Origin of the sequence: Bradyrhizobium sp. KB893862 SZCCT0404 (genome assembly GCF_018130885.1) — a bacterium.
GTDB lineage: Bacteria > Pseudomonadota > Alphaproteobacteria > Rhizobiales > Xanthobacteraceae > Bradyrhizobium > Bradyrhizobium stylosanthis.
This window is the reverse complement of sequence record NZ_JAFCLT010000001.1, coordinates 1,433,155-1,448,729: the sequence shown is the minus strand read 5'-3', so window position 1 is coordinate 1,448,729 and position 15,575 is coordinate 1,433,155. Positions and strand designations below refer to the sequence as shown.

General features: G+C 64.8%; 9 protein-coding genes. 5 read left to right on the top strand and 4 right to left on the bottom strand.

Annotation, left to right across the window (positions count from 1 at the left end; all coding sequences use genetic code 11):
- Nucleotides 1-84 precede the first annotated feature (84 nt).
- The 3 genes from JQ617_RS07225 to JQ617_RS07215 are packed head-to-tail and all read right to left on the bottom strand — an operon-like array spanning nucleotide 85 to nucleotide 6,454.
- Complete coding sequence (locus tag JQ617_RS07225) at nucleotides 85-4,995, bottom strand: nSTAND1 domain-containing NTPase (protein ID WP_349630600.1); 4,911 nt, start codon at nucleotides 4,993-4,995, stop codon at nucleotides 85-87.
- A gap of 26 nt (nucleotides 4,996-5,021) precedes the next feature.
- Nucleotides 5,022-5,423, bottom strand: a complete 402-nt coding sequence (locus JQ617_RS07220; RefSeq protein ID WP_212025494.1) for a CU044_2847 family protein — start codon at nucleotides 5,421-5,423, stop codon at nucleotides 5,022-5,024.
- Nucleotides 5,424-5,473: 50 nt separating this feature from the next.
- Nucleotides 5,474-6,454 carry a helix-turn-helix domain-containing protein gene (locus JQ617_RS07215; protein ID WP_212025492.1) on the bottom strand — a complete coding sequence of 327 codons (981 nt, stop codon included), beginning with the start codon at nucleotides 6,452-6,454 and terminating at the stop codon, nucleotides 5,474-5,476.
- Nucleotides 6,455-6,637: 183 nt separating this feature from the next.
- Here JQ617_RS07215 and JQ617_RS07210 point away from each other — a divergent pair, with 183 nt between their 5' ends.
- Both JQ617_RS07210 and JQ617_RS07205 read left to right on the top strand, forming a co-directional pair.
- A complete protein-coding gene (locus JQ617_RS07210; RefSeq protein ID WP_212025490.1) occupies nucleotides 6,638-7,834 on the top strand; it encodes a serine hydrolase domain-containing protein in 1,197 nt (398 codons plus the stop codon).
- A gap of 216 nt (nucleotides 7,835-8,050) precedes the next feature.
- Nucleotides 8,051-10,042 (top strand): primary-amine oxidase, encoded by a 1,992-nt coding sequence (locus tag JQ617_RS07205; RefSeq protein ID WP_212025488.1) that lies wholly within the window; start codon nucleotides 8,051-8,053, stop codon nucleotides 10,040-10,042.
- Nucleotides 10,043-10,053: 11 nt separating this feature from the next.
- On the opposite strand, the gene JQ617_RS07200 is transcribed toward JQ617_RS07205, so the two are convergent.
- Nucleotides 10,054-10,611, bottom strand: a complete 558-nt coding sequence (locus JQ617_RS07200; RefSeq protein WP_212025486.1) for a helix-turn-helix domain-containing protein — start codon at nucleotides 10,609-10,611, stop codon at nucleotides 10,054-10,056.
- Nucleotides 10,612-10,970: 359 nt separating this feature from the next.
- Here JQ617_RS07200 and JQ617_RS07195 point away from each other — a divergent pair, with 359 nt between their 5' ends.
- The 3 genes from JQ617_RS07195 (at nucleotide 10,971) to JQ617_RS07185 (ending at nucleotide 15,503) form a co-directional block, all read left to right on the top strand.
- Entirely contained in the window at nucleotides 10,971-13,283 is a 2,313-nt protein-coding gene (locus tag JQ617_RS07195; RefSeq protein WP_212025484.1) for a TonB-dependent siderophore receptor, read from the top strand.
- 28 nt (nucleotides 13,284-13,311) lie between these two features.
- A complete protein-coding gene (fsrB, locus tag JQ617_RS07190) occupies nucleotides 13,312-14,601 on the top strand; it encodes a siderophore utilization protein FsrB (protein WP_212025482.1) in 1,290 nt (429 codons plus the stop codon).
- An 86-nt stretch (nucleotides 14,602-14,687) separates the two neighbouring features.
- A complete protein-coding gene (locus JQ617_RS07185; RefSeq protein WP_212025480.1) occupies nucleotides 14,688-15,503 on the top strand; it encodes a hypothetical protein in 816 nt (271 codons plus the stop codon).
- Nucleotides 15,504-15,575: the final 72 nt, after the last annotated feature.

The window sequence follows — 15,575 nt, the reverse complement described above, 5'->3', positions numbered from 1 at the left end:
ACCATTCCCCTGGCAAGCAGATTTCGATTTGAACGACGAGCCCTTTGATTTGGGACCGGTTGTTTGTCCGATCGTCGACAATGCTCATTGCGACGACCTTTCAATGACCGACCAATCGATCGGCGCAAGGTCGTTCTTCGACTGGCAAATTGGCTCGGAAATCGCGATGCCGAAGCTCCGCGAAACCCTGGAGAGGTCGCGGTCGTGGATCAAAGCGCACGCGACTTCCAGGATGTTGCCCTCCGGCCAAGCGATATTCCACAGCCGCAGGGTTTTATCGGATGACCACGACAGGACGCGGCGCTCGTCGTTGCTCAGCTGCGCACCATAAACGACGTCGTTGTGTTGCATAGAGGGACCGATTTGCTGTCCGGTCGCGACATCCCACAGCCGCAATGTCTTGTCGAGCGACCACGACAAGATGCGACGTTCGTCCTTGCTTAGCTGCGCGCCGTTGATTTCGGCGTCGTGCCGCATGGCAGGGCCGATCTGCTGACCGGTTGCCGCATCCCACAGTCGCAGCGTCTTGTCGGATGACCGCGACAGAATCCGGCGCTCGTCCTTGCTGAACTGCGCGCTATAGATCGGGCCATCGTGCTGCATGGTGGGGCCAATTTGCTGGCCGGTCGCGGCATTCCACAATCGCAGTGTCCTGTCCTCCGACCACGATAGGATGCGCTGCTCGTCGTTGCTCAGTTGCGCGCCCCGGACCGTACCATCGTGCCGTATGGTGGGACCAATCTGGTGTCCGGTCGCGGCGTCCCACAGCCGTACTGTCTTGTCCTGTGACCACGACAAGATGCGGCGCTCGTCTTTGCTCAGTTGCGCGCCCCAGACTATGTCGTCGTGCTGCATGGCGGCGCCGATCTGCTGTCCGGTCGCGGCATCCCACAGCCGCACTGTCTTGTCCTGTGACCACGACAAGATGCGGCGCTCGTCCTTGCTCAGTTGCGCGGCCCAGATCGGGCCAGAATGCCACATGGCGGGGCCGATCTGGTGTCCGGTCGCCGCATCCCACAGCCGCAGCGTCTTGTCGGACGACCACGACAGGATGCGGCGCTCATCCTTGCTCAGCTGTGTGCCCAAGACCCGGTCATCATGCTGCATGGCTGGGCCGATCTGTTGCCCGGTTGCGGCATCCCATAGCCGCAGCGTTTTATCATCCGACCAGGAGAGAATGCGCTGTTCGTCCTGAAACAGCCGCGCGCCGTAGATGTCGCCGTTGTGCTGCATGGCTGGGCCGATCTGATGTCGGGTCGCGGTGTCCCACAGCCGCATCGTCTTGTCGGACGATCGCGACAGGATGAGGCGCCCGTCCTTGCTAAGCTGCGCCCCCAAGACCCGACCGTCGAGCGGAATAGCCGAACCGACCTGCCGTCCGGTTGACATATCCCATAATTGAAGGCTGTTGTCGAACGACCACGACAGAACGCGGTCCTCGGTCTCGTTCACCTGCGTGCCTGATATCCGGTCTTTGTGCCGCATGGCCGGGCCGATTTGCTGTCCGGTCACCGCATCCCACAGCCGTAGTGTCTTGTCGGACGACCATGACAGGATGCGCTGCTCGTCCTTGGTCAGCCGTGCGCCGACAACCGGGCCGTCGTGTTGCATGGCGGGGCCGATCTGCAGCCCAGTCGCAGTATCCCACAGCCGCACCGTCTTGTCGTCCGACCACGAGAGAATACGCCGCTCGTCCTTGCTCGGCCGCGCTCCCGACACCGAGCCATCGTGCCGCATGGCGAGGCCGATTTGTTGTCCGGTTGCCGCATCCCACAATCGTAGTGACTTGTCGGAGGACCATGAAAGGATGCGCTGCTCGTCCTTGGTCAGCCGCGCGCCCCAGACGAGGCCCTCGTGCCGCATGGCGGGGCCGATCTGTTGTCCGGTCGCGGCATCCCACAGCCGCAGCGTCTTGTCGGACGACCACGAGAGGATGCGGCGCTCGTCCTCACTCAGCTGCACGCCCAAGACCCAGTTGTCGTGCCGCATGGCGGGGCCGATTTGCTGTCCAGTCGCTGTATCCCACAGCCGGATGGTGTTATCGAACGACCACGATAGGATCTGGCCCTCATCCTTGCTCAGCTGCGCGCCCCAGACTCGCTCGCCGTGCCGCATCGCGGGGCCGATCTGCCGTCCGGTTGCGGCATCCCACAGCCGCAGCGTCTTGTCGGACGACCACGAGAGAATGCGGAGCTCGTCCTTGCTCAGCTGCCCGCCCCAGACTGGATTGTCGTGCTGCATGGCGGGGCCGATCTGCTGTCCGGTCGCCGCATCCCACAGCCGCAGCGTCTTGTCGGACGACCACGAGAGAATGCGGCGCTCGTCCTTGCTCATCACGGCGCCGTTGACGTCGTCATCGTGCTGCATGACGGCGCCGATCTGCCGTTCAGTCTCCACGTCCCACAGCCGTAACTTATTGTCGGACCACGATAGGATTAGGCGCTCGCCCCTGATAAGCCGGGCACCACGAATCCGGCTTTCATGGATGAATTCACGCAGCGGGATTTGCTCAGTCGAGATCACTTCCGAGATTGTCGCCAGTGTCGTTTCCAGCCGCGGTCGTCGATCCGTCGCCTTGCGGGGCCATGCCGCGAGCCCGAGTTTGAGCGCATCTGCCATATGGTGACGGGAAAGCTCCACCCGAGAGAGTGCGGATAGTGCCCGGCTCTCGTTAGCGACTGCGAGGCGTTCCAAACGCTTGCCCTGTTCCCATTGAAGCAACGCGTAAAATGCGGCGAGCACTGCAAAAACGAACGCAAAAATCGCCGATCCCAGCGCAATCCTGCTTCGGCGCAGCGCTCGGTCCGCCGCGGCCTTTTCCTGCTCGACCTGCTTGAGCGCAACATTTGTTTCGGCCTGCAAACGCGTGGCTTCTTTGGCCGCGGCGCGCTCCTGGGCCGCTCGACGCTCGGCTTCCACTCTGGCACGCTCTTCTGCTTCTGCCCTCTCGGTCAAAGCAAGCAGATGCTCCTCTTCGGCCCGCTTGCGCGCATCCGTTTCGACGTGATGTTGCTGTTCGGCAGCATGGAGGAAATCGCTGACGACAGACAGGTCCGAAGCAGCGCGCTCACGCTGCCAGCGCAGGGCTTCCTGCAATCTTCCGCCCCGATAAAGAAGATCCTTGTCCGCGGCCTTGCGCCACTCTTTCGCATCGCGCTCGGCGCTCTGGAGCCAGAGACGAAAAGCCCGGTCTTCGTCGAGCCAGCGCTGGAGACGAGGCCACTGCCGGATAAGCACTTCATGCGCGATTTCGGCTGTGATCTCGCCGTCACGATGGTCACCCCGCATCGTGACCAGCCGGGCCTCTCGCTGCTCCGACGCCAGTTGCTCCACGATGTTCCATTCCGCGCCGTCGAAGCTGTCTTTGGAACGCGGGCGGCGCGTGTCCTGGCCGCCAGCTTCCTTGTCTGCAATCCACACAAGGCCGACCATGACGCTGCGAAACGTTGTCTCGCCGCATTCGCGAACCATGTCCGCGAACACGCTCTCCGCATGACGGATGAGCGGAGCCTGAATGCCGGCCGCATCGTCTTGCGACCCGTCTGACGGAATAGAGCGCCTGATTTGTCGCTCTTGCTGCTGGGACCAGAGCTCTGTCAGGGCAAATTCAAGAAGTGGCAATGCGTCCGGAGTGCCGCCGACTTCGACCAGCAGTTCGCTCACCAGCGCATCGTCGATGTCCACGCCCAGGATCGCGCCCGGCTGCGTGATCGCTTCTCGCAACTCACCTGGCGTCATGGGACCCAACTTGACGTCCGCATCCTGCAGGAGGGACGCCAGGTCGGGTATCTCGAGGACCCTGCCCATATAATCGGCGCGGATCGTCAGGACGCATCTGCAACTTGGCTCTGCCCGCAAGCCGGCCGCCAAGGCCCGGACGAATTTTGCCCGGACGCTCCGCTCGATATCGTGTTCGAATGGATCGGCAACGGCCGTGAATAACTCCTCAAACTGGTCGCTGACAAGAAGGAGAGGGCGCCCATCGGAGCTCGCGAGGCGCCGCAGGATCGAGCCGAACTCCTTTGGATTATCGAGCAACGAAGCTGCTACGACCTTGACCTCCTTTTCCTCCCGCGCGAGCAGCTCGACCAAGGGGGCGTTGAGCACCCGGTCGTCCAACGCCACGACGAGATTGGCAAAAGGATTAGAGGTCGGCGAGGCCGGCCGGAACACGATGACCTTCCAGTCCTGCCGCGCACGTAGCTGCGGCAGAAGCCCGGCGCGAACAAGTGAAGATTTTCCGCTACCCGAAGGGCCCACGACTGCGACGAGCGGAATCTTGTCGAGCTTCTCCGCAAGCGCGCGCACATAGCGATCGCGGCCCTTGAAGAACCGCGCGTCGCTCTCTCGAAAGGCCGAGAGGCCTTGATAGGGCCTTGCCAGCAGCGGCCAGGCGCGCTCGATGTCCTGGATAGGCAGAATGAAGGCTGTGCGCTTTTCCTTCTCGCGCACCGCCATCGCTGCCATGCCTATCAGCACCGCCGATTGCCGATCTACGATCGGGGCACCACTATATCCGCCTTCGATGAAGAAGCCGGGGAGCTGATCGCCATGCGCGATCAGGCGGTCGTGCTCCGCCAGCCGTCCGATCTGTCCGCGGGCATCCATTCCGCCGTCCTGGCCGAACGGAAAGCCGATCGTCCAGAAATCCTGACCGGGGAACACAGGTTCTCGGGTCGGCCGCAGCGCCTGCACATGGGCTTCGCCGGAGATTTCAATCACAGCAATGTCGGCTGCCGGAGCTTCCTGTGGAGGAAACCACTCCACCACATGTCCCGTGAAACGCTCCTTCGACCTCGCCGAAAATGGAAAGTCGACGACGACTTCATTGCTCCGTTCGGGACGATCGGCGCTGTCCCACGGGCGGCCCAACGCCTGATTGACCACGTGAGCGCATGTCATGACGTGCCTTCGCGACAGCGCAAAACCACTCCCTATGACGGCGTTGTGGGAAGCTCTTATTCTCGCGATGCCTTGCTGGACGAGAGTAGACACTGCCACCCCAAAATAGGCCGGATCAGCTATTTCTTGAAGGTGAAGGAAACCTTCAGATTGCCCTCAAGTGCCGTCTTTGCGATCCATGCGTCAGCTCCCGCCGACAGCTTGATGCCGAATTCGACGCTCGTCGTCTCAGGCTTGATCGCAAGCTGCTGAAGCTGCGCCATCACAACATCGATCGCCGGCTTGACCTGCGCGATCACTTCTTCGAACGTGCGGGTAGCGTATTCGATACTGCGGCCAACCGGTACGTTGCCCGCTTCATCGTCCTGGACTTCAATTCGGATCCTGGCTTCGTTTTCGGACGCAACCGGGAACTCAATCAATCGCGATCCCATGGCAATATTCCGGACTTTAATAGTACAAGTGTGAATGATTTCGCGGAGATATTCAACCTCAACGTGAGGTCGGCTGTTGATCAGCATGGTCCGCTCAGGGCACCAGGAGCAACCGATATGGCCTCGATCGGGCCCGTCTATGCCAGCCTGGCGCGCCGCAGCGTTTCCGAGGGCAGCTCGGAGAAGTGGCGTTTGTAGTCGAGCGAGAACTGGCTGAAGTGCCAGAAGCCGTGCTGCACGGCGACGTCGTAGACTGATGCGTCGGTGCCGCGCTTCAGGTCGCGCCGCACCCGGTTGAGCCGCATCGCGCGCCAGTAGTGCATCGGGCTCGTGCCCACGACCTCCCGGAAGCAATAACCGAGCTTGCGCGGGCTGGCGCCGACCGCCTTGCAGACCTCCAGCAGCGACAGCGCGCGGTCGCCGCTGCCATGCATCAACTCGCGGGCGCGATCGACGGTGCGCCTGCGCGCCGTGGCGCTGCGGCCGGGATCGCTCGGCCGCGCCGTCGGCAGCATGTCCATGATGTCGAGGAGGAGGGTATCCTCCAGCGCCTGCCGCGCCGCGGGATCGTCGAACTGCCCGGGGGCCGATGTGATGGTCTCGTGAATGGCGGCAAGATCCGCGCGCAGCCGCGCGACCGGCGCTTCCGCCATCTCGATCACCCGCAACTGATGCCAGACACTCCGCGGCAGCTCGATATCGAGCCTGGCCGCCAGCTCGGCGATCAGCGCCGTGCTGGCGACGACGCCGCGCAGCTCGAAGGCCTTCGGCGTGCACATGTCGATCTCGGCATCGATGCTGGCGAGCACGTGGGCGCCCCCGGCACTGGTGCCGTTGCAACTGAGCTCGCCATCGCCGTCCCAGGGCAAGCCGATGCCAAAGCTGTCGGTACCGAGCTGGCCGTATTGCCGCACCTGCTGGCTGGTGATCTCGCGGAACACCTCGACGCGAGGCAGAGAGAGCTGGGTAAAGCTGCCGCGGAAGGCGCCGGCGCTGATCTGGTCGTAGCTGAGCCGCCAGCGGCCGAGCGCGGCGCAGTGCTCGTCGACATCCGTGCTGCTCGCCTGGAACAGGCTGGCAGCCGAGTCCTGAATCGGAAGAGTTGCGCTCAAGGCCATGACGCTACGTCGGAATTTGCCAGCCGGAAACCAGCAAGAACTGCGCCAAGACTGGCACGCCCCACGCCCGTGTCCAGCAAAATATTGCGCGATTTCGATAACGCCCGGACGCGCTGCGGTGCAGGCTTCCGTTGCGGCCGCTCCAACATCGCGGCCGAAATGGCTCTTTGCGGAGGGATCGAGATGCGACCGACTGACGTCATGCGCGGCAGCCCGCCCGCGCCGGAGGCCCAGGTAACGCGCGCCAACTGGCGCAGCTTTCCTGCCATCCGCTGGGGTTTTACCCACACCCGCGAAGTGCTGCCGACCGCCGAGATCCGCCGCTCGGCTCAGCCGACGCCGATGCCGAGCGCACCGCGCGAGCTGGCAAAGCTCGGCTTCACTGCGCCCGACGGCAAAGAGACCACGATCGAGGCCACGCTGCGCGAGACTTTCACCGACACGCTGCTCGTGATGCACCGGGGTACCCTGATCCACGAATGGTACGGCGATGGCATGACCGCGACCACGCCGCATCTGATCTGCTCGATCAGCAAGGCCATCGCCGGGACGCTCGGCGGCATTCTCGCCGCGCGGGGCCTGATTGATCCCGAGGCGAGGGTACTGCGCTACGTGCCGGAGCTGGAGACCTCGGTCTACGCCGGCTGCACCGTCCGCAACCTGCTCGACATGGCCGTCGCCATCCAGTTCGAGGAGGATTACGAGGACCCTGCCGGCGACGTCGCGCGCTACCGCTTCTCCTCGGGCTGGGACGTGCCGCCGCCGGGCGTCGAGCCCGGCCACCAGCGCACCTATCTCACGACGTTGCGCGGGACGGGCAAGCCGCACGGCAAGGTGTTCCACTACGTCTCGACCAACACCGAGGTGCTCGGCTGGGTCTATGAGCGCGCCTGCGGCATGCCCTATCATCGCATCCTCTCCGAATATCTCTGGCAGCCCCTGGGCACCGAAGAGGACGGCTCGCTCACGCTCGACAGTCACGGCATGGGCCGCATCGCCGGCGGCATCTCCGTCACCGCGCGCGATCTCATCCGTTTCGGCGAGATGATGCGCTGCCGCGGCGTGGTCGAGGGGCGGCAAGTGGTACCGGGCTGGTGGATCGACGACATCCGCGAGAACGGCGATCCCCAGGCCTGGGCCGATGGCGATCTCGCCGAGTTCTTCCCGGGCGCGCGCTACCGCAGCAAATGGTTCACGATCGATCCGTCGCGCAACGCGCTCACCGCGATCGGCATTCACGGCCAGCACCTCTATGTCGATCTCGATTCCGACACGGTCATCGCCAAGCTCGCGACCCAGCCCAAGGCGATGGACGTTCCGATCGACCAGCGCTGGTTTGCCGCCTTCAACGCCATCACCGCGCATCTCGCCGAAGCCTGAGGATGCGGTCGGTTGCCGACCACGGGCTCGATGCGCTCCCTCTCCCGCTTGCGGGGGAGGGTTGGGGTGGGGGTGTCTCCGCAGGCGAGAACCCCCAAGAGGAGAAAACCCTCACCCGCCGCTTCGCGGCGACCTCTCCCGCAAGCGGGCGAGGTGAACCGAGCCCGCGGCCGCGTCGAGCCAAAAAGCGCGCGCTGACAACTTTCGGAGAGACAGATGCTCGACACAATTAAAGCCGAATCCCAGGCGCGGGCCGCCGCGCCGCATCCGCTCGATCCGCTGACCGCCGCAGAGATCACCGCGGCCTGCACGCTGGTGCGTGCCGCCGCGGCCTCACCGGAAAATTGCCGCTTTCCGACGGTGCGCCTGGAAGAGCCGACCAAGCAGGAGCTTGCGGCGGGCGGAGGAGCGCGCCGCGCCTTCGTGCTGACGCTGGACGTGACCACCGGCGAGGCGATCGAGCAAATCGTCGATCTCGCCCGCAGCGAGATCGTCACGCGAAAGACCATCCCGAACCGCGAGGCGCCCTACGGGCAGCCCTCGGTGATGCTGGAAGAGTTCTTCAAGTGCGAGGCCGTGGTGAAGGCCGATCCCGGCTGGCGCGCGGCGATGGCCCGGCGCGGGCTGACCGACAAGGACATCGAACTGGTCCAGGTCGATCCGTTCTCGTCGGGCTTCTTCGACAAGGAATTCGAGCGCGGTGCGCGCATCGTGCGGGCCGTCAGCTATTTCCGCGAGCACCTGCAGGACAATGGTTATGCCCATCCGATCGAGGGCGTCGTCGCCGTCGTCGACCTGATCGGGGGCAGGGTGATCGACCTCACCGACGAGGACCCGATCGTCCCGATCCCGCGCAAGAAGCGGAATTACGGCGCGCACGAGGTCAAGGATCCGCGCACCGACATCAAGCCGCTCCACATCGAGCAGCCGGAGGGCGCGAGCTTTCGCGTCGACGGCTGGAAGGTCGACTGGCAGAAATGGAGCTTTCGCGTCGGCTTCACGCCGCGCGAGGGCCTGGTGCTGCATCAGCTCGCCTATCAGGACGGCACACGAAAACGCGCGCTGATCCACCGCGCCAGCGTCACCGAGATGGTGGTGCCTTACGCCGATCCCACCGCGAACCATTTCTGGAAGTCGGCGTTCGACGCCGGCGAATACGGGCTCGGCATGCTCGCCAACGCGCTCGAGCTCGGCTGCGACTGCCTCGGCAACATCCACTATTTCGACGTCGCGGCCGCCGACAACAAGGGCGAGCCTTTCGTCATGCAGAACGCTATCTGCATGCATGAAGAAGACTACGGAATTGCTTGGAAACACTACGAATTCCGCAACGGCCTGTTCGAGGTGCGCAGGTCCCGGCGGCTCGTGATCTCGTTCTTCGCCACCGTCGGCAATTACGATTACGGCTTCTATTGGTATCTCTACCAAGACGGCACGATCCAGCTCGAAACAAAGCTCACCGGCATCATTCAGACCGCCGCCGTGCCGTCAGGCGAACAGTACAAATGGGGCGGCATGGTCGACGACAATCTGGGCGGGCCGACGCACCAGCACTTCTTCAACGTCCGCCTGCACATGGATATCGACGGCGGCGGCAACACCGTGACGGAGCACGATTTCGTGCCGCGGCCCTGGGGCCACGACAATCCCCATGGCAACGTGTTCGACACCACGACGCGCGTGCTGTCACGAGAGCGCGACGCGGCCGCGGTCGCCAATGGCGAGACCGGGCGGTTCTGGAAGATCAGCAATCCCAACGAGACCAATTCCGTCGGCAACGCGCCGGCCTACAAGCTCGTCGTCAATCCGAGCCCGCTGATGCTGGCGCAGGAGGGCAGCTATGTGCGCAAGCGCGGCGGCTTCGCCACCAAACATGTCTGGGTGACTGCGTTTGACCCGGCTGAGAAATACGCCAGCGGCGACTATCCCAACGTCCATGCCGGCGGCGACGGCCTGCCGCGCTATGCCGCGCAGAACCGCAACATCGAGAACGCGGATATCGTGGTGTGGCATTCCTTCGGCCACACCCATGTCTGCAAGCCCGAGGATTTTCCGATCATGCCGGTCGAATATGCCGGCTTCATGCTGAAGCCGACCGGCTTCTTCGCGGCCAATGCCGCGGGCGACATCCCGCCGGAGCGCAACAGCCGCAGCGTGCTCGCGGGCGAAGGGAAGGGCGGCAGCGCCGCGTGCTGCCACAAGGACTAGCGGCGCGGCAATCAGCCGGCCGCGAGCTCAGCGTCGCCGAGGGGCGGCGATTCGATCGAGGCGGGCCCAGCCACGAGGCTGTCGAGGTCGACCAGCAGCAGATCGGCCATGTGCGTGAGCTGGTGCAGCGGGATGCTGATCTCGCCGCGCTCGGCCCGCGACAGATCGCCGGGCGGGAGGCCGATGAGGTTCGCCATCTGGCTTTCGGTATAGCCCCGTGCCTCGCGCGCGGCGCGCACCTGGGCGCCGATATGCCGCCGGTGCAGGACCTGCTCTTCCTCGGTCATCATGAGCGCCTGCTCGTCGAGGCTCGCAACGCCGTCGGCGAAGGCGACGCCGAGCAGCCGCCGCTTCTGCCAGACGACACGGCAGGTCTTCCGCAGCCCGTCGGCGAAGATCAGCGTGGCCTCTTTCGGAAACGCCAGCGACCAGTCGAGCTTCAGCCGTGCGCCGGTGCCTGAGACGTCCGCGATCGTGCAGGGGATGCTGACGGTGCCCCTGGGGCCGTCGAACTCGACGAGCCCGGTCCTCGCCGTGGATTGCCTGGTCGCAGCGCGCAATTCGCTCATGGACGTCGCCCCCGGATGCCCAGCATAAGCTGGCACGGCGTTGCGACACGGTCGGCAACGCAAATGAAATATCCCGCAACAGATTCTACCGCTGCGGTTCCCCGGGCTCAATCGAGCGCCGCGGCCATGGTAAAGGATTCGTTCTTCACGCCCGCGTTCGCACGTCAGGGGAGCGCGCGCTTCGTCATCGTCTAGAAAGATTCCAAACCGCGAAGAGCACGCTCGCTCTCATCGCAGCTGAGCGCATTCGCCGCACATCCCACGCACAGGTCTGGAGAAGTTCTAACCCGGTTCCTATCGCCCTGCGAAACCGCCTGCGTTACGGCGGGACATCAAAAACGATACCGGCAAAGCCGGCAGTGCGTGGGGCTGCGACAGACGTGACCGACTTCCAACTTCCTTCGCGTGTTCAAACGCGCCATCGACAGCTTCAGGTGCTCTTCTTCGGCGCCGTCAGTTCAGCCGCTCTGATCCTTCCGTTAGGTCCCGTGCAGGCACAGACGCAAATTCCCTCCGTCACCGTCGACGCGCCGGCCCAGCGCGCGCGACCTGCAGCGGTTGCGGCCTCGCGACGCTCGGCGGCGACGCGCAGCGCCCGCGCCAACCGTCGCGCGCCGGCGCAGCAGGCTGCGCCAAACGCGTCGGCGGCGAACGGCACTTCGGGTGAACGCGCCGGCGGCCCCGTCCGCGGCTTCGTCGCCACCCGCAGCGGCACCGGCACCAAGACCGACACGCCGCTGATCGAAACGCCGCAGTCGATCTCCGTCATCACCACCGAGCAGGTCAGGAACCAGGGCGCGGTCTCGATCGGCGAGGCGCTGCGCTACACTGCCGGCGTCAGCGGCGACGTCAACGGCGGCTCGGACACCCGCTTCGGCGGCCTGCAGATCCGCGGCTTCGACATGACCATGCCGGGGCTCTATATCGACGGCCTGCGGATTCCCTCCAGCAACTACGTGCATTTCAACGGCCTCGATCCCTACGGCGCCGAACGCCTCGAGGTTCTCAAGGGCCCGTCCTCCGCGATGTATGGCGGCAGCGGCACCGGCGGCCTGCTCAACTACGTGAGCAAGCTGCCGACCGCGCAGCAATTCGGCGAGGTCTCGATCTCCGGCGGCAGCTTCAACCGCTACCAGGGCCAGTTCGACATGGGCGGTCCCGCCAACAAGGAAGGCACCGTGCTGTGGCGCCTGACCGGCGTGGTGCGCGACGGCGAGACCCAGGTCGATTTCAGCAAGGACAACCGCGTCTTCATCGCACCCGCCGTCACCTTCAAGCCGAACGAGGATACGACCCTCACCGTGCTCGCCAATTACCAGAGGGACCGGGCAGGGTGGGGCCTCCAGTTCCTGCCGGCCTCCGGCACGGTGTGGCCGAACAACGGCCGCAGCATCCCGGTCTCGTTCTTCGCGGGCGTACCGAGCTTCGATGCCTTCAACACCGAGATCGCGACGGTCGGCTACCTGCTGTCGCACAATTTCACCGACAACATCACGTTCCGCCAGAACCTGCGCTACGCCTACCAGCACAACGAGGAGAAGGTGTTCTACGGCGGCGGCTACACCAACGAAACCGCGGGGCAACTCGCCCGCTACGGCAGCACCAGCAACTCCTACATCAACTCCTTCGCGGTCGATAACCAGCTCCAGGGCAAGTTCACGACCGGCATCCTGAGCCACACCACGCTGGTCGGGTTCGACTATCGCAACACCACCTTCCGCGACACCGCCTTCGGCGTCACCACGTCGGCGCCCGAGATCAACGTATTCAATCCGGTCTACAGCTACGACTATGCGATCGGCGGCAAGAGCGACGACACCGGCGTCAAGCAGTCGCAGGCCGGGCTCTATGCGCAGGACCAGATCAAGCTCGGCCGGCTGTCATTCCAGCTCGGCGGCCGCCAGGACTTCGTGACGACCCAGGTCGACAGCGGCATCGCCAATACGACGGTCTCGAAGGATGCCTCGGCCTTCACCGGCCGCGCCGCCGTGATGTACAATTTCGACAACGGCATCGCGCCTTACTTCAGCTATTCGGAATCGTTCCTGCCGGTGCTGGCGACGGGGCCGGGCGGGCAGATGCTCAATCCCGAAACCGGCGTCCAGTACGAGGTCGGCGTCAAGTACCAGCCGCTCGGCTGGAACGCGCTGTTCACCTTCGCCGCCTTCGACCTCACCCGCGACAACGTCGTCGTCTATGCTCCGGGGTCGGTGTTCGCCGAGCAGACCGGCCAAGTGAATTCGCGCGGCATCGAGTTCGAAGGCACGATGTCGCTCGCCGACGGCTGGAACCTGCGCGCGGCCTACGCCTATGTCGACGCCATGGTCACACAGGATCCGGTCAATGTCGGCAAGGCACCGGTCACCGTGCCGCTCAACCGCGCCTCGCTGTGGAGCGACTACACGCTCCAGAGCGGGATGCTGGCGGGCCTGCAGTTCGGCGGTGGCATCCGCTATGTCGGCGCGACCTGGGGCGACGACGCCAACACGTTCAAGGTCGGCGCCTCCACGGTGCTGGATGCGCTGCTCGCCTACAGCCGGGACAATTGGCGCCTGTCGCTGAACGTGACCAACCTCGCCGATACCCGCTATGTCGCCGCCTGCTACAGCCTGTCGGGCTGCTTCTATGCGGAGGGACGCAAGGCCATCGGCAAGCTGACCTACCGGTGGTGAGGTTTGACGGCTTCATGAGAGACGAACCATGAGAGCGATATTCGGCAAGCTGCATCGCTGGGCGGGACTGCTGACGGCCGGATTCCTGTTCTTCTCCGGCATCACGGGCGCCATCATCTCCTGGGACCACGAGATCGACGACGTCCTGAACAGCCATCTGTTCGACGTGACGACCAAGGGCCCGGCCATCCCCTCGATCGAGCTTGCGAAGATGATCGAGCAGCGCGACCCGCGGGCGCGCGTCGTCTATCTCTTCATGACGCCGGAGGAGGGCCACTCGCTGTGGTTCTTCATCATGCCGCGGATCGATCCGGCGACCGGCAAGCGCTATCCGCTCGACTACAACCAGGTCTTCCTCGATCCCAACACCGGCGCGGAGCTCGGCCGCCGCTATTGGGGCGCGGTGTGGCCGGTCACGCGCGAAAATTTCGTCTCGTTTCTCTACAAGCTGCACTACACCATGCACATCCCCGAATTCTGGGGGAGCGATCGCTGGGGCATGCGCGTGCTCGGTGTCATCGCGATCATCTGGACCATCGACTGCTTCGTCGGCTTCTACCTGACGCTGCCCTCGCGGCGCCGCGCCAAGGCGGCGCGCGCGCCCGAGGTCTCGCGACAGCTCGAACGCGGCTTCTGGGCGCGCTGGGCGCCGGCGTGGACCATCAAGACCTCGGGCAGCGCGTACCGGATCAATTTCGACATCCACCGCGCCTTCAGCCTGTGGACCTGGGGCGTCCTGTTCATCATCGCCTTCACGGCGTTCTCGCTGAACCTCTATTTTGAGGTGTTCTCGCCGCTGATGAAGATGGTGTCGAACTACACGCCGACGCCGTATGAGCAGCGGCCCTATCGCGATCTCGACAATCCCATCGAACCCCGGATGACATTCGCCGAGATCGCAGCGCGCGCCGCCGCCGACGGCAAGGCGCGCGGCTGGACCACCCCGGTCGGCGCGCTCAGCTACGGCCCGGCCCATGGCGTCTATGCCGCCGCGTTCTTCCACCCCGGCGACGATCACGGCGCCGGCGGCGTCGGCCCGGCGCAGCTCTATTACGACAGCGAGGACGGCCGCCCGATCGGCGAGAGGCTGCCCTGGGTCGGCACGGCCGCCGACATCTTCGTGCAGGCGCAATTCCCGCTGCATTCGGGCCGCATCGTCGGGCTGCCCGGCCGCATCCTGATCTCGATCATGGGGCTCGTGGTGGCCGCGCTCTCGGTGACCGGCGTCGTGATCTGGTGGCGCAAGCGCCGCGCCCGGGTCCGCGTGCGCGAGACCGCGGCGATACGCCTGAACCGGCAGCTGACGCCGGCGGAGTAGGGGCGTCCGAACTCCCAAGGAAATGAACCTGACCGTCCGGCAGGGGCACAAAGACTGGAGATCGCTGCCAGCCTGCCGGACCTTTCATGAGATCGCTTGCCTTGCTCTGCCTGCTCATCCTGGCCATGCCCGCGCGGGCGGCCGCGCCCGAGCAGCATTATCTCGACCTGCGCGACCGCTACATCGCCAAGTTCTCGAAGGCCAAGGAGAGCGAGGAGATCTACAAGCAGCATGACGCCGCCTTGAAGGAGCTGGCGGGCGTGCTGCGCGGCCTCGTGGGGCCGGTCACGATCAAGGGGCTGCCGGCGGACGGCAAGTCGAACGTCGACACGCTCTTCAAGAGCGACATCGGGTTCGGTCATCTCGACGGGCTCGGTTTCGCGACCGAAGGCGACAAGAGGCAGGCCGTGGTCACCACGACCGGGCTGCTCAAGCACTGGCTGGCCGAGCACCGCTCCGACGGCATGCCGCAGGACGTCGGCGCCGCCTTCAAATCGGACCGCTTCTACTACTACGCCATCCAGGACGCCGCCTTCGCGATCTATGCGCCGCTGCCGGTGACAAAACCCGCGTCGGCAAGCGCTGCGTTCGCCGTGCTCGGCCTGCGCGGCAATGGCGGGCTCAAGGGCACGCCGCAAGAGATCGACGTCGTCACGATCCAGGGCGACAAGGTCTTTTTCCTCGCCGCAACGGACGCCGTGAAGACGGCGGACATCCCGGCCTGCGAGAAGGTCTGGAAGCAGATGATGGCCAAAAAGACCCCGCAGGACGACATGGCCAGGGAGGATCAGGCCATGGACGCCTACACCAAGTGTTTTGCCAGGGAAGCGCCGAGCCAGCCCTGGTTCGCTGCGGCGGTGAAGAAGGCCCAGAGCCAGCTTGACGAGCTACTGCTGCGCTAGGGCGCCGCGCGACCTGAGCGCGCGCCTCGTCCTTCGAGACGCCTGATGCGCAGGCTCCTGCCGAAACGACGG